The sequence below is a fragment of the Klebsiella sp. WP4-W18-ESBL-05 genome, from assembly GCF_014169075.1.
Lineage (GTDB): Bacteria > Pseudomonadota > Gammaproteobacteria > Enterobacterales > Enterobacteriaceae > Kluyvera > Kluyvera ascorbata_B.
The window spans coordinates 217,174-243,485 of record NZ_AP022057.1; the positions used below are offsets into that span (position 1 = coordinate 217,174).

Below are 26,312 nucleotides of genomic sequence, written 5' to 3' on the forward strand. Positions count from 1 at the left end.
TTCCTCAACGGGCTTTTGATTAAGTATCCATTCTTATAAGAGGGTTTTTAAGAGAAGGAGCGCACGATGAGAAAGATCGGAGAAAATGTTCCACAACTTATTGATAAAGCAGTGGACTTTATGGCTTCAAGCCAGGCGTTCATGGAGTATCTGAACAAACGGTCGCGTTCGGATCGGGTTCCTACCGATATCCCCGAAGAAAAAGCGGAGATGTTTCTCGAAAGACTGGCGTACTACCGTCAGCTGTACAGGCCCGTGGAGACTTTGCATAAATAGTCTGTCTGCTCTTTATTTTATCCCGATCGCTCAATGGATAAAAACCAGAGGGCGAATGCGGCTGCCTGAGCCATACTGATAGCTTTGTTGGCGCAAAGGAGTTGAACATGAAACTGGTTGGCAGCTACACGAGTCCATTTGTCCGAAAAATCTCGATCCTCTTACTGGAAAAGGGGATCGCCTTCGAATTTATCAACGAGCAGCCCTATAACGCTGAAAACGGCGTGGCGCAATTTAACCCGTTAGGGAAAGTGCCTGCGCTAGTCACCGATAGCGGAGAATGCTGGTTCGATTCGCCGATTATTGCTCAGTACATTGAGCAACTGAATATTGCACCGGAAATGGTGCCGAACGATCCCCATGAAGCGTTAAAGGTACGCCAGATGGAAGCGCTGGCCGACGGCATGATGGACGCCGGCCTGGCCTCGGTGCGTGAGCTCGCCCGTCCGGCAGCGCAGCAGTCGGAAGCGGAAGTCCTGCGCCAGCGCGAAAAAATTGCCCGCAGCCTTGACGCGCTGGAAGGCTATTTAGCCGACGGCACGCTGAAGGCTGACACCCTCAATCTGGCGACCATCGCCATTGCCTGCGCGATTGGCTACCTGAACTTTCGCCGCATTGCGCCAGGTTGGTGTGTCGATCGCCCACGTCTGGTGAAGCTGGCCGAAACGCTGTTCCTGCGCGAGAGCTTTGCGCGCACCGAACCGCCAAAGGCTTGATTGAACGCTATAACGCCTAACCGCAGTCCGTTGTACAATCCCTTCCCATGACTCCCTCTCCCGTCGGGAGGGGTAACATTTAACCGTCAGGCCTATTCATGACTACCGATACCCGTTCGCTTTACAGCCAGCTTCCCGCAACCGATCGCTTGCTTCGCGAGCCTACGTTTGCGCGTTTACTTGATGCCCATGGCCACACTCAGGTGGTAGAACAGCTCCGCCAGATGCTGGACGATGCGCGGCTTAGCATCCGTGAGCAGCAGGCGCTGCCGGCCTGGAGCGAGGACTGGGCGCAGGAGACGGCACAGCGGCTGGCGCGCGATGCGCAAAGCGCGCTGCGCCCGGTCATCAACCTGACGGGCACCGTGCTGCACACCAACCTGGGCCGTGCACAGCAGGCAACGTCGGCTGTGAATGCCGTCGCCCAGGTTATGCGCGATCCGGTGACGCTGGAGTACGACCTGGACGGCGCCGGGCGCGGCCACCGGGATCGGGCGTTAGCCGACCTGCTGTGCCGTTTAACCGGCGCGGAAGATGCCTGTATCGTCAATAATAACGCCGCCGCGGTGCTGCTGATGTTGGCGGCGACGGCGGCCGGAAAAGAAGTGGTGGTGTCGCGTGGCGAGCTGGTGGAAATTGGCGGCGCGTTCCGTATCCCTGACGTGATGCGCCAGGCCGGCTGCGTGCTGCACGAAGTGGGCACCACCAACCGCACCCATGCCAAAGACTACCGCCAGGCGGTAAATGACAATACCGCGCTGTTAATGAAGGTGCACACCAGCAACTACAGCATTGAAGGGTTTACCAAATCGGTAGAAGAAGCCGAGCTGGCGGAAATGGGTCACGAGCTGGGCGTGCCGGTGGTGGCAGATTTGGGCAGCGGTTCGCTGGTCGATCTGAGCCGCTACGGGCTGCCAAAAGAACCGATGCCGCAGGAGATGATTGCCGCCGGCGTCAGCCTCGTGAGCTTCTCCGGCGATAAGCTGCTGGGGGGCCCGCAGGCGGGAATCATCGTCGGCAAAAAAACGCTGATAGCCCAGCTGCAGCAGCACCCGCTCAAGCGTGCGCTGCGCGCGGATAAAATGACGCTGGCGGCGCTTGAAGCCACTCTGCGTCTGTATTTGCACCCGGAAAAACTGGCGGCAGAGCTACCGACGCTGCGCTTGCTTAGCCGCCACGTTGAAGAGATCAACCAACAGGCGCAGCGTCTGCGTACCCCGCTAGCCGAGCGCTACGACGCGGAATTCGCCGTTCAGGTCATGCCGTGTATGTCGCAGATTGGCAGCGGCTCGCTGCCCGCCGAAAGCCTGCCCAGCGCGGCCATTGCTTTTACGCCGCTCGATGGGCGCGGCAGTCGCCTTGAGGCGCTGGCAAACCGCTGGCGCAGCCTGCCGGTACCGGTCATTGGCAGGATTTATGACGGACGCCTGTGGCTGGATTTACGCTGCCTTGAAGATGAACCCCGTTTCCTGGAGATGTTGCTGAAATGATTATTGCCACCGCCGGTCACGTTGACCACGGCAAAACCACGCTGCTACAGGCGATTACCGGCATTAACGCCGACCGCCTGCCGGAAGAGAAATCACGCGGCATGACTATCGATCTCGGCTACGCCTACTGGCCGCAGCCGGACGGCCGCGTGCTGGGTTTTATCGATGTGCCTGGGCATGAAAAATTTCTTTCGAATATGCTGGCGGGCGTGGGGGGGATCGATCACGCCCTGCTGGTGGTGGCATGTGACGATGGCGTGATGGCGCAAACCCGTGAACATCTGGCGATTCTTCAACTGACGGGCAAGCCCACGCTGACGGTGGCATTAACTAAAGTCGATCGCGTCGATGCTGCGCGTATTGCTGAAGTTCGCCGCCAAATTACCGATGTTCTTCGTGAATATGCTTTTGAGCCGGCGACGTTATTTGAAACGGCGGCAACCGAGGGCAAGGGCATTGAGGCCCTGCGCGAACACCTGCGCCAGCTCGCCGCCCGCGAGCATCCTGAGCACCAGCGTTTTCGTCTGGCCATCGACCGCGCGTTTACCGTAAAAGGGGCGGGCCTGGTGGTTACCGGGACGGCGCTGTCGGGCGATGTGCGCGTGGGCGATACCCTATGGTTGACCGGAATGGGTACGCCGATGCGCGTACGCGGTCTGCACGCCCAGAATCAGCCGGTTGAGCACGCGCATGGCGGGCAGCGTATTGCCCTGAATATTGTCGGTGCAGCGGAAAAGGGCGATATCAGCCGCGGCGATTGGCTGCTGACAGAAGCGCCGCCGGAGGCCGTTGAGCGGGTGATTGTTGAGCTACAAAGCCATGTGCCGCTGAGCCAATGGCAGCCGCTGCATATTCACCATGCGGCCAGCCATATTACCGGGCGTGTATCGTTGCTGGAAAATAACCTCGCTGAACTGGTGCTCGATACACCGCTGTGGCTGGCGGATAACGATCGTCTGGTGCTACGCGATATTTCGGCGAAGGTTACGCTGGCCGGAGCGCGGGTGGTGACGCTCAATTCACCGCGCCGTGGCAAGCGCAAGCCGGAGTACCTGGCATGGATTGCGGCGCTTGCGCTGGCAGAAAACGACGCGCAGGCGCTGGCGGTGCACCTCGCGCGTGATGCGGTAAAGCTGCGTGAATTTGGCTGGGCGCGCCAGCTTAGTGCCCAGGGGCTGGAAGCGCTGATTGCTCAGCCAGGTTTCATCCTGGCCGGTGACAGCCTGTTGGATGCCCCGCTGGCCGCGCGCTGGCAGCGTAAGCTGCTGGACGCGCTGGCGCAGTACCACGAGCAGCACAAAGATGAACCTGGCCCGGGTCGTGAACGTCTGCGCCGTATCGCGCTGCCGATGGAAGATGAAGCGCTGGTCCTCACGTTAATTGAGCAGATGCGTGCCAGCGGAACCATCGCCAGCCACCACGGCTGGCTGCACCTGCCGGAACATAAGGCCGGTTTTACCGACGAGCAGCAGGTTATCTGGCTGAAAGCCGCGCCGCTGTTTGGCGACGAGCCCTGGTGGGTGCGCGATTTGGCGACGCAGACCGGTACGGATGAAAACACCATGCGCAGCGTTTTACGTCAGGCTGCGCAGCAGGGGATGATTACCGCCATTGTGAAAGATCGCTACTATCGTAACGATCGCATTGTGGCGTTTGCTAACATGATTCGCGATCTCCATCTGGAAAAAGGCTCCACCTGCGCGGCGGACTTCCGCGATAAATTGAACGTTGGCCGCAAGCTGGCGATTCAGATTCTGGAATATTTCAACCGAATTGGTTTTACGCGCCGTCGCGGTAACGATCATTTATTACGTGATGCGTTGCTGTTCCCGGATAATAAAAACTAACAATTTATTTAGAAAAAATATTAAATAAAATACAAAAATATATTAATCACCACAAATCGCGGCATAAACAATGAGATGCCGCGATTTTTATTTTATTTAAGGTCTGAAATGCTAACTTGATCGTGTTTTTGCAGAGGTTATTACTATAGCCTCTGGGGCCTGCTTATTAAATAAAGGAACTATCATGGCTGCATCTACTTTCTTCATTCCATCAGTGAATGTTATCGGTAATGGCGCGTTAAATGACGCAATGAATACCATGAAGGAATATGGCTTTCGCCGTGCTCTGATTGTCACTGATGCAGTCCTGAATAAGCTGGGTGTCGCTGGCGATATCCAGAAGCGTTTGCAGGAATATGACATCCATAGCGTGGTATTTGACGGTACGCACCCAAACCCGACCACCGTTAACGTCGAAGACGGCCTGGAAATGCTGCGCGCGAATGACTGCGATTGCGTCGTTTCGCTGGGCGGCGGTTCCCCGCACGACTGCGCAAAAGGGATTGCCCTGGTGGCTGCCAATGGCGGTGATATCCGCGACTACGAGGGCGTTGACCGCTCTGCCAAACCGCAGCTGCCGATGATCGCTATCAACACCACGGCAGGTACGGCGTCTGAAATGACCCGATTCTGCATTATTACCGACGTCACTCGTCACATTAAAATGGCCATCGTCGACAAGCACGTTACGCCGATCCTGTCCGTTAACGATTCTTCCCTGATGGAAGGTATGCCGAAAGGGCTGACTGCTGCTACCGGGATGGATGCGCTGACCCACGCCATTGAAGCCTACGTGTCTATTGCCGCGACGCCGATTACCGATGCCTGTGCGCTGAAAGCCATTACCATGATTGTCGATAATCTGCCGACGGCGGTAGAACACGGTAGCAACGGCGAAGCGCGTGAAGCGATGGCCTACGCACAGTTCCTGGCCGGCATGGCGTTTAACAATGCGTCGCTGGGCTATGTTCACGCGATGGCGCACCAGCTCGGCGGCTTCTACGATCTGCCGCACGGCGTATGCAACGCGGTTCTGCTGCCGCACGTACAGGTGTTCAACAGCAAGGTGGCTGCGGCGCGCCTGCGTGACTGCGCTCAGGCGATGCATATCGACGTCAGCGCGATGAGCAACGAGCAGGGCGCACAGGCGTGTATCGATGCGATCCGCAAACTGGCGCGTCAGGTAAACATTCCGGCTGGCCTGCGCGACCTGAACGTGAAAGAAGAAGATATTCCGGTGCTGGCGACCAACGCGCTGAAAGATGCGTGCGGATTCACTAACCCTGTCCAGGCGACGCACGACGAAATCATGGCGATTTTCCGCGCCGCGATGTAATTCATCCTCTGCACGAAAAAAAGCAGAACGCGTGCGTTCTGCTTTTTTGTTTCCGGGAATGCCGTTGTGCAGAGAGCCGGATGGCGGCTTCGCCTTATCAGGCCTACAGTGTGTGCCCGGTAGGCCTGATAAGCGCAGCGCCATCAGGCACCGCACATGGCATGACAATTATTCTTCGCGGTTATCACCGGCTGGCACAATGCGCAGCGTGAGCTTGCGAAACTGCCCGTAAATCCATAACCCGAGCCAGGTCAGGCTGCCGATAATACCGGTAACTACCAGCGCCAGAAGCAAAAATAGCAGCGGGCTGAGTATCAGTGCGGAGAAGCCGTGAACGATTTCCCCGTTCCAGCGCAGGGTGAACACCGTAATACCAATGGCGCTCAGAATACCATTGAGTACACCGAGGGGGACCAGCGAACAAAGCAGGCCCAGAAGGTGAATTTTAAAAACACTGCCTGCGCTGATTTTATGCAGCGTCAGATTTTGAAATTCGTCCATGGGGTCATCTTGATGGTTTTATCGTAAGGGCGAATATAGTTTATCTGGCGGTGAAGCGATAGCTGGGGCTGGTCTGGAATCAGACCAGCCGATTGATTTTTTGCCGGTCTGCCTGGTAAGCGCAGCGCCATCAGGCGGCAGAGAAGCTGCTGAGTAACCTTACGCGTTCGCTTAAGGAAGTGGCCGAACAGTGCGGGTTTGCTGATGTCGGGTATTTCCGCCAGGTTTTTCGCAAACACACCGGCTTGACGCCCGAAGCGTGGAAACGGCGCTATTGCAAAGAGCATATTCATTCTGCCTGAGGCAAAGAGACAAAGCATGTTAGGTCGATGACAAAAATGGCGCATCTCAGCTGTTTGATCAAAGCATGAACGCCCCCCACTCTGGCACTCTTAGCGTTTATCAACCATCACGGAGTGGGAAATGAACCCGTTTATTGTCGCCGATTCTTTAAAATGCATCGGCTGCCGTACCTGTGAAGTTGCCTGCGTGGTGGCACATCAAGATCAGCAGGCGTGTCATACCGTCTCGCGTGAAGCCTTTTTGCCGCGCATTCGAGTGGTGAAGGGGGATTCGTTTTCAACGGCGGTAGCCTGCCATCAGTGCGAAGATGCGCCGTGCAGCAACGTTTGCCCGACGGGGGCGATCGTGCGAGAAGGCGAGACGATCGCCGTCGATCAGTCGCGCTGTATTGGCTGCAAAAGCTGTATGCTGGCATGTCCGTTCGGGGCGATGAACGTCACGATGCAGCAGGCCAGGCCGCGGGCGATTAAGTGTGACTTGTGTCGTCACCGCGAAGAAGGGCCTGCCTGCGTGGCCGCCTGCCCTACGGCGGCGCTGGCCTGTGTCGATGTCGGCCAGCGTACCGCGGCGAAATTAATGTAGATTGTTGAAGTTCCAGCTGAAGGTCAGGCTGTAGCGCCATTCCCGGTTGTGCGTGTCGGTGGGTTTATCTCCGACCGGACGCGCGGCTTCGACCGTCACGCTGTAGTGCTTGTTATCACCGACCATGACCCCGGTCGCCACGGATGCCAGCCGCTGGTGGGGGTAGCCCGGCGCGTTGAACCAGGTTTGCGCGGTATCGGCAAGGACGTAAGGCTGCACGGTGGCAAGCCAGGTGCTCTCTTTACGCTGATGCAAATAACGCAGCTCAACCTGCCCGCCGTAGCCGTAGTCGCCGCTGGCTTCGCCATCCTGATAACCACGACCAAAACGTTGGGCGCCGAAACTGACGCGCTCTGGCTCCGGTAAATCATTGTCCGACCAATCGCCTTCCATTGACGTCGAAAGTCGCCATGTATCGGTGATCATCCATGCTGCATCAATATTGCTTTTCCAGAGGGTAAACGACAGGTCATTACCATAGACGGGCGCCGCATCGGACATCGAGGAGGCGTTAATACCCTGACGCAGGGTCAGCTTGCCGTTGATGCTGGCCCGATCGAAGGCCTGAAAGCCGTTCATCCCGAACTCAAGCGCCGGATAACGCACATGCGACTTTTGCGTCACGCTGTATACCGTTTGATCGCCGACGATAGCGCGAATGTGGTTATCGTTACGCCGGTCGGTATAGTCCATGCCACCGTTAATATTGAACTGCTGTTTTCCGGTCAGGAGCACCGGATAGCTGAACATTGCGCCGCCGTTGTACTGCGTGGTCTCCTGGCGTGAGTCAAAATACCCGCCAGGGAAATTCAGCAGGCGCGTGTAGTCGCGTGGATTATCGCGATAAAAGCTGCCCTTCAACTGCATCATCAGCCCTTCATCCGTCAGGAACTGCTGATAGTTCAGCCCCAGATAGGATTTGCGCGTCGAGCTGTCGAGAGGCACCAGGGTTGCGACGCCAAACTGATCGCCGTAGCTGGTCAGGTTGCTGAGTGAACCGGTGACAAACGCCATATTCTGGCTACGACGGGTGTCGATCGTAGATGAAATATCCCAGATATGCGGCTGGAAGCTTTTCGCCTGCATTGCCGCCGCACCGTAGATATTCTGCGGCAGCTGGGCGTTGGCATCGACGGTGACGCCCGGGGTGCGCGTCATCAGCTGGGTGTAGCGATCGAAGGTGGCCTGCGACAGTGGCTTTTCCGCCATAATTTTTGCCGCCAGCCGTTTTAACCGTTCGGCAATATTCGGATTATTGCTCTGGATATCACTGTGGGCGACATAGCCCTCCACCAGAACAATCTTGAGCGTCCCGTCCTGGAAGTTATTATCCGGTAGCCAGGCATAAGACAAGGGGTAACCGTCCGCACGATAGCGTAACGTAATATCATTAACCAGGCCGGTTAGCGTTTTTAATGGCACCTGCTTGTGTGCGTAGGGTACAAAAGGACGCAGCAGGTCTTTTAAGGGATAAACGGTGCCACCAATAAACTGAATATGATCAACTTTAATTAACGTTTCGGGCGTTAATTTATTTTTGGGGACACTTACGCTTAAACTTGGTGCGGCATTTACAGGGGTTTGCGTCGTACTGCTATGCTCTGCTTTTGCTGGGTTATTTGGGTCGATCAATGCGGGTAATGTGTCTGCTCGTGCAATATTAAGCAGAACAACCCCCGACAGCGCATAAAATAGGGTAGTTTTCATGACGCGTTCCTTGTGTATTTTATTGTGCAAGGATGATTATTGTTATTCTGCACGAAAATCGTGCCCCCATTGCGGGGGCACGGAAGGCATTAATCAATATATAGCTTATTTTTTTGTCGTTAACCCGGTAAGCAGCCCGGTGATACCACCCAGCGGGTTACTCGTCGTCGTTGCCCCGCTGCTGGTGCTTCCGCTGGCGGTGGCCGTCGTGGAGGAGCTGACGTTCAGGCTACCCGTCAGCGAACTGACCGTCGCCCCCAGCGAGGCATTGGCCAGCAGTCCACCGCCGCTGCTGCCGGTACTGCTGCCGCTGCCGGTAGTCGCGGTGGCCGGTTTCACCAGACCGCCCGCATCGGTGACGATGTTACCGACGCTCGAGACCACCTGGCCTACGCCGCTCAGCGCTGGCGTTGTGGTGCCAACCTGGGTTCCGACGCCGCTGACGGCACCGCCGACCTGAGCCAGCAGACCGTTAACCGGCGTGCCTAATCCGGTCGCGGTGCCCACGCCCTGGGCAACGCCCTGTACGCCGGACAGCGTGTTATTCACCACGGAGGTCACGCCGGTTGTTGCGGCGGTGACGCCCGGGCTTTGCAGGGTGCTGGTCAATCCGGTTCCGGTGCCGCTAACGAGTTGTCCTGCGCTGTTAACGACGTTGCCGACAACGCCAGTCACCCCAGCAACGGGAGTGCCCGAGGTGCTGGTGGCCAGACCGCTACCGACGCTAGACACCGTGTTGCCCAGTACGGTTACGGTGCTGGTGGTTCCCTGCAGCGTCGTTCCCAGACCATTGGTATTGGAGGCATTGCCAAGGCCGTTGGTGACGCCGGTTCCCAGCGTATCGACGGCGTTACCCACGCCGCTAACCGTTGTTGAAATCGTCGAGGTGACCGGGTTGTTGCCGGTGGTGGTCGCCAACTGGCTGCCCAGACCGCTCAGCGTGTCGCCCACTCCGGAAACCGCGCTACCTGTGTCACCGATGATGCTGTTAACTGAATTCTGCGCGGTGGTGCCGCCACCGGTTCCACCGCCTGTGCCGCCGCCCGTTCCGCCACCGGTACCACCACCTGTGCCGCCGCCCGTTCCGCCGCCGGTACCACCACCGGTGCCGCCGCCAGAGCCACTGCCGTCACTGCCACTACCGTCGCCGCCCGAACCGCTGCCTTGGGTCGTGCCATTTTTGGCCGTTGAATGAGAGCCCCCGCCGCTTCCGCTACAGGCAGAGAGAGAGAATGCAATAAGAACCGCCACAGCAATAACGCTTAAGTGGCTAACGTTTTTAGAGTCCATGATCATACTCCACCAGTTAAAACGCCGAGTGCGTATTAGTCAGTGTAAGTTCAAAATTACGCCTTGCATGTGGCGTTTCTTTTCATACGAAAGGATGAATTAATCTGATTTAATTTAAGGATAAACAAAGTCTGCTATGTAAAATAATATGTTCTTAGGAAACATATCGTTACTTTGTTTTTAACATGTTAAGCAGCATTAAATAATCAATTGAGATATGTAGCGGTAATGAAATGAGGGGATAAATTGGGACTAATCCGATCGGTTGAATAAGGTGGGGTGAATGCTTTGTTATTTTAAATAACATAGAGAGGCTGTTGGCTATATTAGCCCCTGAAATCAGAGGCTAATATATCATATATTACTGATGTTCCCGCCAGGCTATTTCAATTTCCTCGGCGAGGATTTTTACCCCGGCTTCAATTTTGTCCGGCTCCGGCACATAGTTCATGCGCATGCACTGGTGCGTATGTTCCCAGGGCTTATCCAATCCAGGGAAGAATACATCACCAGGGACCATCAGCACGCCGCGCTTTTTCAGGCGCTGATAGAGCGTTTCCGTCGTAATGGGCAGATCTTTAAACCACAGCCACAGGAAAATAGCGCCTTCCGGTTTGTGAATAAGGCAGCGCTCCTCCGGCAAATAGCGGCGGATCGTGGCGATCGTTTCCTGCACGCGCTGGTAGTAGAAAGGCTTAATGACCGTTTCTGACAGGCGCAGCAGATCGCGGCGTTTAATCATTTCACACATGATGGCTGGCCCAATCCCGCCTGGGGCGAGGCTGATGATGCCGTTCATATTGCTGATGGCAGTGATGATTTTCTCATCGGCAATAATGATGCCGCAGCGGCTGCCCGGCAGGCCTAATTTCGACAAGCTCATGCACAGTACGATGTTCGAATTCCACAGCGGCGTTGCCTGGCTGAAGATAATCCCCGGGAAAGGCACGCCGTAGGCGTTGTCGATGATAAGCGGCACGCCGTGCTGTTGAGCCAGCGTGTCTAACTGCTTCAGCTCGTCATCGGTGATGACGTTACCCGTCGGGTTGGTGGGGCGTGAGACGCAGATCATGCCGGTATCTTCGCCGATTGGCAGATTTTCGAAATCGACGTGGTACTTAAACTGGCCCTCTGGCAGGCGCTCAATTTGCGGGCGGGTGGAAACGAAAAGATCATCTTCGAGGCCCGCGTCGGCGTAACCGATATACTCCGGAGTGAGGGGGAAAAGGACCTTTCGAGTCGTACCGTCGGCGCAGCGGCCGGCGAACAGATTGAACAAGTAGAAAAATGCGCTTTGGCTGCCATTTGTCAGTGCAATATTCTGTGGGCCAATATCCCAACCTAATTCTTCGCGCAGCATCTCGGCGAGTACAACGAGTAGCTCATTTTTCCCCTGCGGACCATCGTAATTGCATAGCGCTTCAGCCGCTTTGCCGTTTTCCAGCATATCCGCCAGCAGATTATTGAAGTAGGCGTTCATCTCTGGAATCTGTGCCGGGTTGCCGCCGCCTAGCATGATTGCGCCTGGGGTGCGTAAACCGTCGTTGAGGTCCTCCATCAGGCGTGTAATGCCTGAATGGCGGGTGAATTTGTCGCCGAAAAGTGAAAATGTCATAGCCGATTTTCTATTGCTCATTCTGTGAAGTAGGTAACGATAACGCCACTCACGATGGGGTGCAAATGGGCTTTTGAGGGTGGGCTCAGTCGAAAAATTGAGAAAGTAGCGGATTTCTGGTTTTTTATTCTGCAAAGGCCCGCGCTCAAGCCGCGGGCCTGGAAGCATATAAATTAGCGGTTACCAGCCCAGATCACCATGACCTTGTCTTCACCGTGTACGCGAACAAAACCGTACCCGTCAGTCAGGCTGAGCGTTGTTTGCTGACCTTCGCCAATGGCCGAATGACGTGCGCGGAACTGTCCCAGTTTCTGCCAGTGTGCGACCGTATCGGCAGATTTACCTGCGACGTCCTGCCAGTTCATTGACGATCGCGTACCCTGGAGCGGGTCGGAGCCGGTGGGGCCAAACGGGCGCTCGGACTCATCGCCGTAGAAGATTTGCACCGCGCCCGGTGCGAGCAGCAGCAGCTCGGCGGCGTTACCGCCTTTCTCCCGGAACAGACGGGTATCGTGCGATGAGAGGTAGCTCAGGACGTTAAACTGCTGCAGCTTGTCGGCCATTTGCTGCCAGGTCTGGTCGATATTCGCCAGGCAGGCGCTGGCTTTCGCGGCCTGCTCCTGGTAATCAAAGTTGATCATGGCGTCGAAGCCGTGGCGATAGTAGTCGCTTTGCATCACGCCGTGGCCCCACGCTTCGCCGGTCATCCAGAACGGCGCGTCGTCCATGGCTTTCTGCGGGTTGGCCTTTTTCCACGCTGCCAGCGCGTCCACCGACTGCGATTTAAGCTGCTGCCAGGCGGCAAGCTCAACGTGTTTGGCGGTATCAACGCGGAAACCGTCAATGCCGTAGTCGCGTACCCATTGGCTGAGCCAGTGGGTGAGGTAGTCACGCGGCGTAAAGCCGTCGATGGCGCGAGCCGCGGTATCCGGCTTATGGTGATAGAAGTTCGGTAGCCCACTGGGCACGGTGGATTCCGTTTTCAGGTCAGGTAAAAAGGCCAGCGACAGGGTTAAGTCATCGAAACCGGGGTTGTCATAGTCGCCAATATCGGTGCGGATCCACGCTTTACCCCACCATTTCTCCCATGCGGCTTTATCGCTGAAGTTGATGTAATCATTAAAACTGTGCCAGCTCTGCCCCGGACCGGGTCGCCAATCGGTCCAGCGCGATCCCAGCGTTTTCGTCAGTTCATCGCCTTTCAGATACAGCGCGCCGAACTGATACGTCTGCATGTCGGCGAGGGTGGCGTAGCCGGTGTGGTTCATCACAACGTCGAACAGAATGCGGATGCCGCGTTGATGAGCTCCGTCAACCAGCGCGCGCAGATCGTCTTCGTTTCCCATATTGGCATCCAGGCGGGTCCAGTCCTGGGTGTAGTAACCGTGGTACGCATAGTGCGGGAAATCGCCCTTAGTACCGCCGCCGACCCAGCCGTGAATTTGTTCCAGCGGCGAGCTTATCCACAGCGCGTTCACACCCAGCTGTTGCAGGTAGTCGAGCTTGCTGGTGAGGCCTTTCAGGTCGCCGCCGTGGAAGGTGCCAATTTCCTGCATCCCATCTTTGTGGCGACCGTAGCTGTTGTCGTTGCTCGGATCGCCGTTGACGTAGCGGTCGGTCAGGACGAAGTAAACGGTGGCGTTGTGCCAGCTAAACGGTGCGCTGGCGGTGACGTCGGCGCTCTCCAGCAGCAGCAGGCCATTGCTGTTATCCGCTGGCTGTAGGGTTATTTTGCCCTGCGTCACGACAGCGGTCTGTCCGCTGTAAAAGTCACGCACGCGGCTGCCTTCGGCGAAGGTACTGCCGACATCAAGCGTCAGCGGCTTGCCATCCCAGCGCGGGCATTGGCGCGCGCTGACCTTTACGCTGGCGTTATCCGGCGCGCTTTCGACGGCAATCGTCAGCGTCGGCGTGCCCGAACGGGTATCAATCTCGAGCGTGTAGTTGCCGTCGCGGAATAAGCGCCACTGTGGCGCATCGCCCTGGCAGGGTTCAAGCGACAGCATCTGATTCAGACGAATCGCCGTGGCCGGTTGCCAGCACTGTTGGTCAAGATTCAACCTTAACGGGCGAGTACCCTTTGTGAGCATTTTCTGACTGCTGAATTTTCCCGTGCCATCGGCGGCAAAAGCGGGGAAATCCTGCGTCGTCCAGCCGGCGGCGCTGGCAAAGGCGGGGAGCATGAGTAGCGGTATCAGGGCGGCGTGCTTCATAGCGTTATCCTATGTCAGAACGTTTTTTCCTAGTGTGCCAGCGGCTTATCACACTGTGCTCCTCCTGGAGGAAGGAGGAGGGCAAGGGCTGAGTGATGGCGGTCAAAATATGAACTAAAATGAGATGCGTCCGGCATTTTGTCGGCGTAGTTTGTCTTATGCTGAATCGCGTCCGTTTGTGCGTTTAGGAATCGGACTATTTCTCAGGCGTGCGTTGGCGGGCTATTTTTGCTATAATTTGAGATTAAGCTCTCAATTTTATGAAATAAGAAGGCGTTGGAATGATGACATCCGACCAGGAGACCTAATGATATCGACTCCCATTCGACGATATGGGGCAGCGATACTTATGTTACTCATCTGTACTTTTTCAGGTGGGGTGTTCGCAAAAACACACACGGTAACAAAGCATCAAAAAGCCTCGGTAACAAAGACAAGTCATAGTAAGGCCAGCAGTAAACAAGAGTATTCTCGCAATAGTGTAAAGAGCAGTTCACTTCCTGATTTGCGAAAATACCCTTCCGGAACCCCAAGGAAAAGAGCGTTTCTCCGGACGGTAATGCCTTATATCACGAGTCAAAATGCTGCTATCACGGCGGATCGTAACTGGCTGGTATCAAAACAGTACGAAGGCCGCTGGTCGCCGTCTGAACGCGCGCGTCTGAAAGATATCGCCGCACGTTACAAAGTCAGCTGGAACGGCAATACCCGTAAGGTGCCGTGGAACGCGCTGCTTGAACGTGTCGATATTATTCCAGGCAGCATGGTCGCCACCATGGCGGCTGCAGAGAGCGGCTGGGGTACGTCCAAGCTGGCTCGCGCGAATAACAACCTGTTCGGCATGAAGTGCGGTAAGGGCTGTAAAAACGGCACGGGCTCGGTGAATGGTTATACCAAGTTCGACTCCGTGAAAGAATCCGTTCAGGCCTATGCCACGAACCTGAATACGCACCCGGCCTATGCCTCGTTCCGTAAGTCTCGCGCCCAGCTGCGTAAGACGGATCAGGAAGTGACCGCGACGGCGATGATTCACAAGCTGAAGGGCTATTCGACCAAAGGTTCGAGCTATAACGACTATCTGTTCGCTATGTATCAGGATAACCAGCGTCTGATTGCGGCACACATGTAATTAGCGCTGAAGATAAAAAGGCCTTCCATTGGAAGGCCTTTTTGCTTTGTGGGCGGTGATTATGCCGGAATCAGCGTTTCGCTATGCTGCTCGCGATACTCTTTTGGCGTGGTGTCATACTCTTTTTTGAATACCGAATAGAAATACTGCAACGACGGGTAACCGCACATCTGCGAGATTTCATTGATCGACAACGAGGTAGAAACCAGCAGGCTACGCGCCTTTTCCAGCTTCTCGCTATGAATGACCGCGTGGATGGTTTCGCCCACTTCTTCTTTAAAACGTTTCTCCAGGTTTGACCGGGAGATCCCCACAGCATCCAGCACCTGTTCGACCTTAATGCCTTTACAAGCGTTGTTACGGATGTAGTGCATAGCCTGAATCACGGCCGGGTCGTTCAGCGAACGGTAGTCGGTTGAGCGTCGCGCCATGACCCGCATCGGCGGCACCAGCACCCGCTGCAAAGGCAGCACCTCGTTATCGAGCAAACGCTGCATCAGCTTGGCGGCCTGATAACCCATTTGCCGCGCGCCCTGCGCCACCGAAGACAGCGCCACGCGCGACAGGTAGCGGGTCAGCTCTTCGTTATCAATACCGATGACGCACAGCTTCTCCGGCACGGGAATATGCAGGTGTTCACAGGCTTGTAGGATATGCCGGGCGCGGGAATCGGTAACCGCAATAATCCCGGTTTGCGGCGGCAGCGTTTGCAGCCAGTCGGCCAGACGATTCTGCGCGTGCTGCCAGTTCTCCGGCGCGGTTTCCTGACCCTGGTAGATCACGCCGCGGTACTTCTCTTTGGCAACAATCTGACTGAAGGCGTATTCCCGCTCTTCGGCCCAGCGTTTGCCGCTGGCCGCCGGCAGGCCGTAGAAAGCGAAGCGGTGAACGCCTTTCTCTTTAAGATGCAAAAAAGCGCTTTCAACCAGCGCAGAGTTATCGGTCGCAATGTAGTGAACGGGTGGGTACTGTTCCTGACGGTGATAGGAGCCGCCAACGCCGACGATAGGCACCTTAACGTCGGTCAGCAGCGCTTCAATAGTGGGGTCGTCGTAGTCGGCGATCACGCCGTCGCCCAGCCACTCTTTGATATTTTCGATACGCGCGCGAAAATCTTCCTCTATGAAGATGTCCCACTCTGACTGTGACGCCTGTAAATATTCGCCGACGCCTTCAACCACCTGGCGGTCAAAGGCTTTGTTGGCGTTAAATAACAGCGTCACGCGGTGACGTTTTCCAAACATGGTTCAGGGTTCCTCGTGAATCATGAGAGGGTGCCGCCGGCCACTGAATCGGCGACACCACGGCCAGGCCATTACGCGCGCCGCTTGGTGGCGGAATCCATCCAGACGGCAAGCAATAAAATCGCACCTTTGACGATATATTGCCAGAAAGTGGGCACGTCCATCATACTCATTCCGTTATCCAGCGACGCCATAATAAATGCCCCCATTACCGCCCCGGCGACGCTGCCGACGCCGCCCGCCAGGCTGGTGCCGCCAATCACGCAAGCGGCAATCGCATCCAGCTCGGCAATGTTTCCCGCCGATGGCGATCCGGCACCGAGGCGCGAGCTAAGAATCAGCCCGGCAATCGCCACCATCAGGCCGTTAATGGCAAAGACCGCCAGCTTGTTACGTTCGACGTTAATCCCGGAAAGGCGCGCCGCCTCAATATTGCCGCCGATGGCGTAAATACGGCGGCCGAATGCGGTACGGGTGGCCATAAACATACCGCCCAGCAGCAGCAGCGTTAACAGCAGCACCGGCGTTGGGACGCCACGATAGTCGTTGAGCAACCAGATAGCGCCCAGTACGATCACGGCGGTCAGCGCCTGACGTCCTACCACGCCGCCAGAGGCAGGCGTCGCTAGCCCCAGCGCCTGGCGACGCGTGCGCCCGCGCCACTGCCAGGCAATAAACGCCATCAGCCCGACGGCGCCGAAGGTAAAGCCGATGCCATCCGGCAGATAGCTTTGACCAATTTGCGACATTGCCGCGCTGGTCGGTGACACGGTGGTGCCGTTGGTGATGCCAATCAGGATCCCACGGAATGCCAGCATGCCCGCAAGGGTCACGATAAACGACGGCACTTTGCGATAGGCCACCCACCAACCGTTCCAGGCACCCAGCACCAGCCCCATGGCCAGCGTGACGATGATAGTCAGCGGCAGCGGCCATCCGAGCCAGACGTCAAAAATTGCCGCCGCGCCGCCCAGCAGGCCCATCATTGAGCCAACGGAAAGGTCAATTTCGGCCGAGATAATGACGAACACCATCCCGACGGCGAGAATGCCGGTAATCGCGGTTTGACGCAGCAGGTTGGAGACGTTACGCGCGCTCAGGTAGGCGCCGTCGGTGGTCCAGGTAAAAAACAGCATGATCGCGACAATTGCCGCGATCATCACGAAAACCTGTAAATTCAACGATGTTAGCCGCAGTGCCGGGGCCGTTGCCGGGGCGGCCAGTTTCATTTCAGACGGATTGTGTTTCGACATGGCGTTCGCTCCTTAAGGCGGCTTCCATCACGTTTTCCTGAGTCAGGTTATGGTTCACCAGGTTGGCTTTGAGTTTCCCTTCATGCATGACCAGCACTCTGTCGCTGAGCCCCAGTACTTCCGGAAGTTCCGACGAGATGACGATCACCGCGATGCCCTGTTGTACCAGCTGATTGATAAGCTTATAGATTTCGTATTTTGCACCGATGTCGATACCGCGCGTGGGTTCATCAAGAATCAGAATGCGCGGATTCAGCAGCAGGCAGCGTGCCAGAATGGCCTTCTGCTGGTTACCGCCGCTTAGCCGCCCGATAGCCAGCTCTGGCGATGACGTTTTGACCTTCAGACGCTCAATCGATTGCAGGATGCACTGCTGCTCTTTGGCATCGTCAAGGTTGCTGAGCGCGCCGCTGAAATCATCGAGTGCGGCCAGCGTGATGTTCTTGCCAACCGCCATGACCGGCACGATCCCGTCCTTTTTCCGGTCTTCCGGCACCATGGCAATGCCGTGGCCAATGGCCTGCTGGCAGGTGCGGATATCGACCTGTTTGCCGTCAATAAAAATGCGCCCTTCCCAGCGCCCGCGCCAGACGCCGAACAGACACTGGACCGCCTCGGTGCGCCCGGCGCCGACCAGCCCGGCGATGCCGAGAATTTCGCCGCGCTTCAGGCTGAAAGAGACGTCGTTAACGCGCTTAATGTGGCGGTTGACTGGGTGCCATGCGGTCAGGTGCTCAACGCGGAGGATCTCATCGCCTGCGGCGTGTGGTTCGCTGGGGTACAGTGCCGTCAGCTCGCGGCCTACCATCATGGTAATGATGTCGTCTTCGGTCATGTTGGTCGCATCGCGGGTGCCAATATGCTGGCCGTCGCGGATGACGCAAATGGTGTCGGATATGGCCTTCACTTCATTGAGCTTGTGCGAGATATAAATGCAGGCAATGCCGTGGTGCTGCAGGTCGCGGATGATATCCAGCAGTATGGCGGTCTCTTGCTCGGTCAGCGAGGCGGTGGGCTCATCAAGGATGAGCAGGCGGACCTGCTTGTTCAGCGCCTTGGCGATTTCGACCAGCTGCTGCTGCCCGAGACCTAAATCACCGACGCGAGTGTCGGGGGAAATGGCCAGGTTGACCTGGGCCAGCAGCTTTTCACAGCGCAGGGTCATGGTGTCGTAATCCAGCACGCCGCGGCGGCTGATTTCCGCACCAAGAAAGATGTTTTCCAGCACGGTCAGATGCTTAACCAGAGCCAGCTCCTGGTGAATAATCGCAATACCCTTGCGCTCGGTATCGCGAATATGCGTAGGCTGCAGCGTCTCACCGGCGAAAATAATTTCGCCGTCATAGCTACCGTGCGGGTAAATACCGCAAAGAACTTTCATCAACGTCGATTTACCGGAGCCGTTTTCCCCACACAGGGAAACAACTTCGCCTGGGTTTAATCTCAGGCTGACATTATCGATAGCCTTAACGACCCCGAATGCTTTGGTAATGCTCTTCATTTCGAGTAAATACGGCATAGGTACTTGTGCTCCACGTAAGCCTGGCTACCGGAGATTTCCGGCGGCTACGCTGCCCCGGCGATGTGGCCGGGGCATACTATTCAGAGTTCACTTTTCTTATGGAAACCGTCCTTCACGACGGTGTCATCAATGTTGGTTTTATTGACTTCGATAGGGGTTAACAGGCGTGACGGCACGTCCTTCAGGCCGTTATTCAGGGTGGCGTCAGCTTTGGGCTGCTGGCCGTTGCCCAGCTCGACGGCGATCTCTGCGGCGCTGTTCGCCAGCAGGGTAATCGGTTTGTACACGGTCATGGTCTGCGTGCCGTTGATGATGCGCTTCACGCCCGCCAGGTCAGCATCCTGGCCGGAAATGGCCACTTTGCCCTGTAAACCCTGGGCGCTTAAGGCTTGAATCGCGCCGCCTGCGGTGGCGTCGTTCGAGGCGACCACGGCGTCAATTTTGTTATTGTTGGCGGTGAGGGCATTTTCCATAATCTTCAGCGCGTTTTCCGGCAGCCAGCCGTCAACCCATTGATCGCCTACAACTTTAATTTTGCCTTCATCAATATACGGTTTTAATACTTTCATCTGGCCGGCGCGGAACAGCTTGGCGTTATTATCTACCGGCGAGCCGCCCATCAAGAAATAGTTACCCTGAGGGACCTGATTGACCAGACTTTGGGCCTGCATTTCGCCGACTTTTTCGTTATCGAAAGAAATATAAAAATCGATATCGGCATTATTAATCATACGGTCATAGGCCAGAACTTTAATACCTTCTTGTTTGGCTTCTTTAATAACGTTACTCAGCACCTGGCCGTTATAGGGAATAATAACAAGAACATCTACACCGCGGTTGATCATATTTTCAATCTGCGACATTTGCGTTTCTTCGTTGCCGTTGGCCGACTGCACGAAAACCTGTGCGCCGAGCTGTTCGGCTTTTTTAACAAAGATGTCGCGGTCTTTCTGCCAGCGCTCAAGGCGCAGGTCGTCAATAGCCATACCGATCTTAACTTCTTTAGCGCTGCTCGCCATGCTGGTGAGAAGCAGCGAGGCGCAGAGCGTGAGGCAAAGGTTCTTTATCTTCATAATCGTAGTGCCTTCTGTAGGGATAGGGTAATGAGATTGGCGATAAAAGAAACAGCAATGACTAAACACGCAGCAAATTTTTAACATGTAAACGGCGGCTGGCAATTACAGATTTTTATCTTCCTATTACGATATTTGGTTTAATTGCTAATTTTTGACCGCGATCTGATTTTAAATTTATGGCGTGAAAAAATTACCGACATAAAACGGGACGCACCGCATTTTATTTTGCGAGCCAGCGCACATTTGTGGATTCTCTTAATAGCAGTGTGAAATAACGTAATTGAGCCGCGGTGATTCAGAATTCAGTATGACCAGACGAATTAATCCCTCGCCGCCTGTCAGATTATGGAGTCCATTATGCAAGCTTATTTCGACCAACTGGATCGCGTTCGTTTCGAAGGCCCGAAAACTGAAAACCCGCTGGCTTTCCGCCACTACAACCCGGACGAACTGGTGCTGGGGAAACGCATGGAAGACCATCTGCGCTTTGCCGCCTGCTACTGGCATACGTTCTGCTGGAACGGCGCGGACATGTTTGGTATTGGTTCATTCGACCGCCCGTGGCAGCAGCCAGGCGAAGCGATTGAGCGTGCGAAACGTAAAGCTGATGTCGCATTTGAATTTTTCCACAAGCTGAACGTGCCTTACTACTGTTTCCATGACATCGATGTTTCTCCGGAAGGCGCCAACCTGAAAGAGTACCTGAACAACTTTGCGCAGATGGTTGATGTGCTGGCGGAAAAACAGCAGCAGAGCGGCGTGAAGCTGCTGTGGGGCACCGCCAACTGCTTTACTCACCCACGTTACGGTGCGGGCGCGGCAACTAACCCTGACCCGGAAGTGTTTACCATGGCGGCCACGCAGGTATTCACCGCCATGAATGCGACCCATAAACTGGGCGGTGAAAACTACGTGCTGTGGGGCGGTCGTGAAGGCTATGAAACCCTGCTGAATACCGACCTGCGCCAGGAGCGCGAGCAGATTGGCCGCTTCATGCAGATGGTGGTTGAGCACAAACATAAAATTGGCTTCCAGGGCACGCTGCTGATCGAACCGAAACCGCAGGAACCGACCAAACATCAGTATGACTACGATGCCTCAACGGTGTACGGCTTCCTGAAACAGTTCGGTCTGGAAAAAGAGATCAAACTGAATATTGAGGCTAACCACGCGACGCTGGCGGGCCACTCGTTCCATCATGAAATTGCCACCGCGATTGCGCTGGGTCTGTTTGGCTCCGTGGATGCCAACCGCGGCGACCCGCAGCTGGGCTGGGATACCGACCAGTTCCCTAACAGCGTCGAGGAAAATGCGCTGGTGATGTATGAAATCCTCAAAGCGGGGGGTTTCACCACCGGCGGCCTGAATTTTGATGCAAAAGTCCGTCGTCAGAGCACGGATAAATATGACCTGTTCTATGGTCACATTGGTGCAATGGACACGATGGCACTGTCGCTGAAAGTGGCGGCGCGCATGATTGAAGGCGGTGAGCTGGATAAACGCGTGGCAAAACGCTATGCAGGCTGGAACGGCGAGCTGGGCCAGCAGATTCTGAAAGGTCAGATGTCGCTGCAGGATCTGGCGAAGTATGCTGAGCAGAATCAGCTGGCGCCGCAGCATCAGAGCGCTCATCAGGAGCTGCTGGAAGGGCTGGTAAATCACTACCTGTTCGACAAGTAAGCCTGGCGTCTTGCAGTATAAACAATGCCCGGAAGCGTAAGCTTGCCGGGCATCGTACCCCCTAAAGGAGCAGTTGCGATGTATATCGGCATAGATCTCGGAACGTCTGGCGTAAAGGCAATTTTGCTTGATGAGCAGGGCCGCGTGCTGGCCTCGCAAACGGAAAAACTGACGGTTTCTCGTCCGCACCCGCTGTGGTCGGAACAAGATCCAGAGCACTGGTGGCAGGCGACGGATCGCGCCATGAAAGGGCTCGGCCAGCAGCATAGCTTGCAGGGCGTGAAGGCCCTGGGCATTGCCGGGCAGATGCACGGCGCCACGCTGTTGGACAAGCAGCAGCGTGTGCTGCGCCCGGCAATTTTGTGGAACGATGGCCGCTGTGCTGAAGAGTGCCAACGGCTGGAGGCGCAGGTGCCCACTTCGCGTCAGATTACCGGCAACCTGATGATGCCGGGCTTTACCGCGCCGAAACTGCTGTGGGTGCAGCGCCATGAAGCGGAGACATTCCGTCAGGTCGATAAAGTCCTGCTGCCAAAAGATTATCTGCGTCTGCGGATGACCGGCGATTTCGCCAGCGATATGTCAGACGCGGCGGGTACGATGTGGATGGACGTGGCGAAGCGCGACTGGAGCGACGAGATGCTCGCCGCCTGTCAGCTGACGCGCGATAACATGCCCGCCTTGTTTGAGGGCTGCGAGGTGACCGGACAACTGCTGGCGTCGGTCGCCAGCGCCTGGAATATGCCGACGGTGCCGGTGGTGGCCGGCGGCGGCGATAATGCAGCTGGCGCGGTAGGCGTTGGGATGGCGGATGCAGGCCAGGCAATGCTGTCGCTGGGCACCTCCGGCGTCTATTTTGCCGTCAGCGAAGGGTTTCTCAGCAAGCCGGAGAGCGCGGTGCATAGCTTCTGTCACGCGTTACCGGGGCGTTGGCACCTGATGTCGGTGATGCTCAGCGCGGCATCCTGCCTGGACTGGGCGGCGAAACTCACCGGGCTGGGAACGGTGCCTGCATTGATCGCGGCGGCGGAAAGCGCCAACGCCAGCGCCGAACCGGTCTGGTTCCTGCCTTATCTTTCTGGTGAACGCACGCCGCACAATAACCCGCAGGCGAAGGGCGTGTTCTTTGGCCTGACCCATCAGCATGGCCCGGCCGAGCTGGCGCGCGCGGTACTGGAAGGCGTTGGTTTTGCGCTGGCTGACGGTATGGGCGTCGTGCATGCCTGCGGCGTTGAGCCTGACCGCATTACGCTTATCGGTGGCGGCGCGCGCAGCGCCTACTGGCGACAAATGCTGGCGGATATCTGCGGTAAGCCGCTTGATTATCGAACCGGCGGTGACGTTGGCCCGGCGCTGGGCGCCGCGCGTCTGGCACAGCTGGCCGTTCACCGCGATCGCCCCTATGCCGATCTGCTGCCGCAGCTGGCGTTGGAGCAGGAGCATCGCCCGAATGCCGAACGTTTCACGCAATATGCGCCGCAGCGCGAGACATTCCGTCAGATTTATCAGCACTTACTGCCGCTCATGTCCTGACGTTATCCCGCATCCGCGCCGGCCAGGTGTGGATGCGGCCCACCTTGATGTATTCCGAAACTGCCGCTTTTGCCGTGTTGCCTTGATGTTAAAAACTGGCGGCAAGGGATAATGGCGGTGTTGATATAAGGAGATGCATCATGCGAACTATCTTTACATCGCCTCGCCTGGCCCTGAACGGCGGCATTCTGTTATATCTGGCTTGTCTCTGGCGCGGCTGCCCGCAGCTGGACGATCGGGCCTATTTCCTGGCGATGCTGATCCTCGGGTTTTTTGCCGTTGTGGCCCACCGGCAAGCCGCGCAAGCGCGCTTTGCTGCGCTGTGCCGGATGGTGCTGCTGCTCGCCTGTGGGCTGCTGCTGGTCGGCGTCTGGAATATGCCGCTGGCGCTGATACACAAAGCGCCGATCGTGACGGCATGGTTTGCCTGTATGTACGGCGCGGCGATGTGGCCGCAGCCGAATCTGCCGTCACCTAGCTGACCAGTCTGCGTCTATCAGCGCGCTGTAGCGCCATCGAGAGCAGCAGGCTTGTGACCAGCGTGAGCGTAAATACCCATAGAATATCCAGCGCTGGCCAGCTTTTGAGATCGAGATTCCAGGCGCGCAGCAGGTAAATGATAAAGGCGTGAAAACCGTAAATACCTAAAGAATGGCGGGAAATAAGCGCCAGACCCGGCAATACGCGATGATTCAGCGTGTTTTTAACCACCACGAACAGCGCCGTCGCGCAGATAAAGACCATTGGGCCACAGTACACGTACCAGGTGTCACCAAAGTTGCCGCGCCACTGTAGCTCGTGCAGCGTACCGCGAGAAATTATCCATGCGCCCGCGGCAAACAGCAGCCCACAGATCCACGTCAGGCTTTTTCGGTTCGTTTCCATCATACCCAGCGCCCGGCCCAGCAGGCCGTAAAGCACGTAATAAAATGTGTCGCCGTTGATATACAGATTCACCGGTAGCCAGGTTGCGCCGTCAGCCTTCAGCGGCGGCATATTCGGGTTTGCGACAATCCCCAGAACGACCATCAGCGCCAGCAGCATTTTGCCGCTAACGGCTTTCACACCAATCAGCGGTGACACCAGATAAATGACGATGATGGCGAAGAAGAACCACAGATGATAGAACGCCGGTTTTTGCAGCAGGTTCCTCAGCGAAGCTTCGACGTTGATTGGGGTAAAGGCGGTAATAAATAACAGGGCGATAGCGCTGTAAAACAGCAGGCACAGCGCAATACGCAGAAAATGGCGCGGCTGCGCGCTGCGTGGGCCAAAAAAAAGGTAGCCGGATATCATAAAAAAGAGCGGAACGCTGACGCGAGAGGCGGAGTTCAGGACGTTAGCGAAATCCCAACTGAGCGGGCTGATGTCGTGCGGATGGGTAATAAACCAGGTGGTGGTGTGGATCATCACCACCATCAGGCAGGCAATGCCGCGTAAGTTATCAATCCAGCTAATTTTTTCTTGCATCAGATGCCCTATTTTCCGCTATATATAAATCAGACCCGCCGCTTCTGGCGCTATTTCACTGGATAATTCTGAGTTTTGCACCCTGCACTTGTGGCGCTGCGGAGAGATTCGCACAATGCGGTGGTGTGAAAGGGTACAGCCTAAAATAACAGCCCGGTAAGATAAATAATGATGATGATGAAGTCTCTCCCTCTTGTGCTGGCGTTTATTCTGCTGGCAGGGTGTTCGTCGGTCGAGCCGCCGGTGGCCCAAAAAACGCAGAGTGCAAAAATCAATCCTGCGCGTTCGCTCACTATGGAGCAACTCTGCAAGGACAACGCCGCGGCGCGCTATAATACGGCGGCGCAGAAAATTGACGTGACCGGGTTTGAACGTTTTCAGGGCAGCTATGAGCTGCGTGGCTACACGGCGCGCAATGAAAGCTTTGTCTGCTCCTTTGATGCAGACGGCGGCTTTTTACACCTGTCAATGCGCTAAAACAGGCCCCGGATCGGCAAAATCCGGCCTGTTTTCCCCAATTTTCCCTAAACAACCCCGTTTCATACTGTATATCTCGCAGCCAGCGGGTATACTGACTCCTTCCTTTAAATCCACACGTATCCAGCACGAAATCATATGCAAAAGTTTGATACCAGGACCTTCCAGGGCCTGATCCTGACCTTACAGGATTACTGGGCTCGTCAGGGCTGCACCATTGTTCAACCACTGGACATGGAAGTTGGCGCGGGCACCTCTCACCCAATGACCTGCCTGCGTGCGTTGGGGCCGGAGCCGATGGCGACCGCCTACGTGCAGCCGTCCCGCCGTCCAACCGACGGCCGCTATGGCGAAAACCCGAACCGTTTACAGCACTACTATCAGTTCCAGGTCGTGATTAAACCGTCTCCGGATAACATCCAGGAGCTGTACCTCGGGTCTCTGAAAGAGCTGGGTATGGATCCGACCATCCACGACATTCGCTTCGTGGAAGACAACTGGGAGAACCCGACGCTGGGTGCCTGGGGTCTGGGTTGGGAAGTGTGGCTGAACGGTATGGAAGTGACGCAGTTCACCTACTTCCAGCAGGTCGGCGGCCTTGAGTGCAAACCGGTCACCGGTGAAATCACCTATGGTCTGGAACGTCTGGCCATGTACATTCAGGGCGTAGACAGCGTTTACGACCTGGTCTGGAGCGACGGCCCGCTGGGTAAAACCACCTACGGCGACGTGTTCCATCAGAATGAAGTGGAGCAATCCACCTACAACTTCGAATACGCAGACGTCGACTTCCTGTTCTCCTGCTTCGAGCAGTATGAGAAAGAAGCCCAGCAGCTGCTGGCGCTGGAAAACCCGCTGCCGCTGCCTGCCTACGAGCGTATTCTTAAGGCTGCCCATAGCTTTAACCTGCTGGATGCGCGTAAAGCCATCTCCGTCACCGAGCGTCAGCGCTACATCCTGCGCATTCGCACCCTGACCAAAGCAGTGGCAGAAGCTTACTACGCTTCCCGTGAAGCCCTTGGCTTCCCGATGTGCAACAAGAATAAATAAGA

The 26,312-nt window shown here is 56.2% G+C and carries 22 protein-coding genes and 1 pseudogene; 13 read left to right on the forward strand and 10 right to left on the reverse strand.

The window, feature by feature from the left end; translation table 11 throughout:
- Positions 1–66: 66 nt before the first annotated feature.
- The 5 genes from H7R58_RS01065 (at position 67) to yiaY (ending at position 5,665) form a co-directional block, all read left to right on the forward strand.
- Positions 67–276: a hypothetical protein gene (locus tag H7R58_RS01065; protein ID WP_106924981.1), complete on the forward strand. Its 210-nt coding sequence runs from the start codon at positions 67–69 to the stop codon at positions 274–276.
- A gap of 107 nt (positions 277–383) precedes the next feature.
- Positions 384–992, forward strand: coding sequence for a glutathione S-transferase (locus H7R58_RS01070; RefSeq protein ID WP_182929829.1), 609 nt, complete (start codon positions 384–386; stop codon positions 990–992).
- Between the two features lie 98 nt (positions 993–1,090).
- Positions 1,091–2,482 carry an L-seryl-tRNA(Sec) selenium transferase gene (selA, locus tag H7R58_RS01075; protein ID WP_182929830.1) on the forward strand — a complete coding sequence of 464 codons (1,392 nt, stop codon included), beginning with the start codon at positions 1,091–1,093 and terminating at the stop codon, positions 2,480–2,482.
- Complete coding sequence (selB, locus tag H7R58_RS01080; RefSeq protein WP_182929831.1) at positions 2,479–4,329, forward strand: selenocysteine-specific translation elongation factor; 1,851 nt, start codon at positions 2,479–2,481, stop codon at positions 4,327–4,329. Before selA ends, selB begins: the two co-directional genes overlap by 4 nt.
- A gap of 184 nt (positions 4,330–4,513) precedes the next feature.
- Positions 4,514–5,665, forward strand: coding sequence for an L-threonine dehydrogenase (gene yiaY, locus H7R58_RS01085; RefSeq protein ID WP_106924985.1), 1,152 nt, complete (start codon positions 4,514–4,516; stop codon positions 5,663–5,665).
- A 168-nt stretch (positions 5,666–5,833) separates the two neighbouring features.
- Here the strand turns inward: yiaY and H7R58_RS01090 are convergent, their stop codons facing one another.
- Positions 5,834–6,166: a hypothetical protein gene (locus tag H7R58_RS01090; protein ID WP_182929839.1), complete on the reverse strand. Its 333-nt coding sequence runs from the start codon at positions 6,164–6,166 to the stop codon at positions 5,834–5,836.
- Positions 6,167–6,288: 122 nt separating this feature from the next.
- Here H7R58_RS01090 and H7R58_RS01095 point away from each other — a divergent pair.
- A pseudogene (locus H7R58_RS01095) lies at positions 6,289–6,468 on the forward strand (helix-turn-helix domain-containing protein); the annotation flags it as partial.
- Positions 6,469–6,589: 121 nt separating this feature from the next.
- Positions 6,590–7,051 carry a 4Fe-4S dicluster domain-containing protein gene (locus H7R58_RS01100; RefSeq protein WP_106924987.1) on the forward strand — a complete coding sequence of 154 codons (462 nt, stop codon included), beginning with the start codon at positions 6,590–6,592 and terminating at the stop codon, positions 7,049–7,051.
- Here the strand turns inward: H7R58_RS01100 and H7R58_RS01105 are convergent.
- From H7R58_RS01105 to H7R58_RS01120, 4 genes are all read right to left on the reverse strand, one after another.
- Positions 7,043–8,758, reverse strand: a complete 1,716-nt coding sequence (locus tag H7R58_RS01105; RefSeq protein ID WP_182929838.1) for a ShlB/FhaC/HecB family hemolysin secretion/activation protein — start codon at positions 8,756–8,758, stop codon at positions 7,043–7,045. The two genes, H7R58_RS01100 and H7R58_RS01105, sit on opposite strands and share 9 nt — an antisense overlap.
- 105 nt (positions 8,759–8,863) lie before the next feature.
- Complete coding sequence (locus H7R58_RS01110; RefSeq protein ID WP_197974847.1) at positions 8,864–10,048, reverse strand: collagen-like triple helix repeat-containing protein; 1,185 nt, start codon at positions 10,046–10,048, stop codon at positions 8,864–8,866.
- A 361-nt stretch (positions 10,049–10,409) separates the two neighbouring features.
- Positions 10,410–11,663, reverse strand: a complete 1,254-nt coding sequence (gene avtA, locus H7R58_RS01115; protein WP_106924990.1) for a valine--pyruvate transaminase — start codon at positions 11,661–11,663, stop codon at positions 10,410–10,412.
- Between the two features lie 173 nt (positions 11,664–11,836).
- Positions 11,837–13,876, reverse strand: a complete 2,040-nt coding sequence (locus tag H7R58_RS01120) for an alpha-amylase (RefSeq protein WP_182929837.1) — start codon at positions 13,874–13,876, stop codon at positions 11,837–11,839.
- A gap of 307 nt (positions 13,877–14,183) precedes the next feature.
- On the opposite strand from H7R58_RS01120, the gene H7R58_RS01125 reads away from it, so the two are divergent.
- Positions 14,184–15,005: a protein bax gene (locus H7R58_RS01125; protein ID WP_106924992.1), complete on the forward strand. Its 822-nt coding sequence runs from the start codon at positions 14,184–14,186 to the stop codon at positions 15,003–15,005.
- Between the two features lie 59 nt (positions 15,006–15,064).
- Here H7R58_RS01125 and xylR read toward each other — a convergent pair whose 3' ends face one another.
- The 4 genes from xylR to xylF form a co-directional block, all read right to left on the reverse strand.
- Positions 15,065–16,249 carry a D-xylose utilization transcriptional activator XylR gene (gene xylR, locus H7R58_RS01130; protein ID WP_106924993.1) on the reverse strand — a complete coding sequence of 395 codons (1,185 nt, stop codon included), beginning with the start codon at positions 16,247–16,249 and terminating at the stop codon, positions 15,065–15,067.
- A 71-nt stretch (positions 16,250–16,320) separates the two neighbouring features.
- On the reverse strand, positions 16,321–17,502 hold the full coding sequence (gene xylH, locus H7R58_RS01135) for a xylose ABC transporter permease XylH (RefSeq protein WP_182929836.1): 1,182 nt from the start codon (positions 17,500–17,502) through the stop codon (positions 16,321–16,323).
- Positions 17,480–19,021 (reverse strand): xylose ABC transporter ATP-binding protein, encoded by a 1,542-nt coding sequence (locus H7R58_RS01140; protein ID WP_182929835.1) that lies wholly within the window; start codon positions 19,019–19,021, stop codon positions 17,480–17,482. The genes xylH and H7R58_RS01140 overlap by 23 nt, the downstream gene beginning before the upstream one ends.
- Positions 19,022–19,104: 83 nt before the next feature.
- Entirely contained in the window at positions 19,105–20,097 is a 993-nt protein-coding gene (gene xylF, locus H7R58_RS01145) for a D-xylose ABC transporter substrate-binding protein (protein ID WP_106924996.1), read from the reverse strand.
- Positions 20,098–20,457: 360 nt separating this feature from the next.
- On the opposite strand from xylF, the gene xylA reads away from it, so the two are divergent.
- The 3 genes from xylA to H7R58_RS01160 all read left to right on the forward strand — a co-directional run bounded on the left by xylA (position 20,458) and on the right by H7R58_RS01160 (position 23,795).
- On the forward strand, positions 20,458–21,780 hold the full coding sequence (gene xylA / locus H7R58_RS01150; RefSeq protein WP_182929834.1) for a xylose isomerase: 1,323 nt from the start codon (positions 20,458–20,460) through the stop codon (positions 21,778–21,780).
- Positions 21,781–21,858: 78 nt separating this feature from the next.
- Positions 21,859–23,313, forward strand: coding sequence for a xylulokinase (gene xylB / locus H7R58_RS01155; protein ID WP_182929833.1), 1,455 nt, complete (start codon positions 21,859–21,861; stop codon positions 23,311–23,313).
- Between the two features lie 140 nt (positions 23,314–23,453).
- Entirely contained in the window at positions 23,454–23,795 is a 342-nt protein-coding gene (locus tag H7R58_RS01160) for a hypothetical protein (protein WP_106924999.1), read from the forward strand.
- Here the strand turns inward: H7R58_RS01160 and H7R58_RS01165 are convergent.
- Positions 23,788–24,783 (reverse strand): acyltransferase, encoded by a 996-nt coding sequence (locus H7R58_RS01165; protein ID WP_182929832.1) that lies wholly within the window; start codon positions 24,781–24,783, stop codon positions 23,788–23,790. The genes H7R58_RS01160 and H7R58_RS01165 overlap by 8 nt on opposite strands.
- 171 nt (positions 24,784–24,954) lie before the next feature.
- On the opposite strand from H7R58_RS01165, the gene H7R58_RS01170 reads away from it, so the two are divergent.
- Both H7R58_RS01170 and glyQ read left to right on the forward strand, forming a co-directional pair.
- A complete protein-coding gene (locus H7R58_RS01170; protein ID WP_106925185.1) occupies positions 24,955–25,260 on the forward strand; it encodes a YsaB family lipoprotein in 306 nt (101 codons plus the stop codon).
- Positions 25,261–25,398: 138 nt separating this feature from the next.
- Entirely contained in the window at positions 25,399–26,310 is a 912-nt protein-coding gene (gene glyQ / locus H7R58_RS01175; protein ID WP_004126458.1) for a glycine--tRNA ligase subunit alpha, read from the forward strand.
- Positions 26,311–26,312 lie beyond the last annotated feature (2 nt).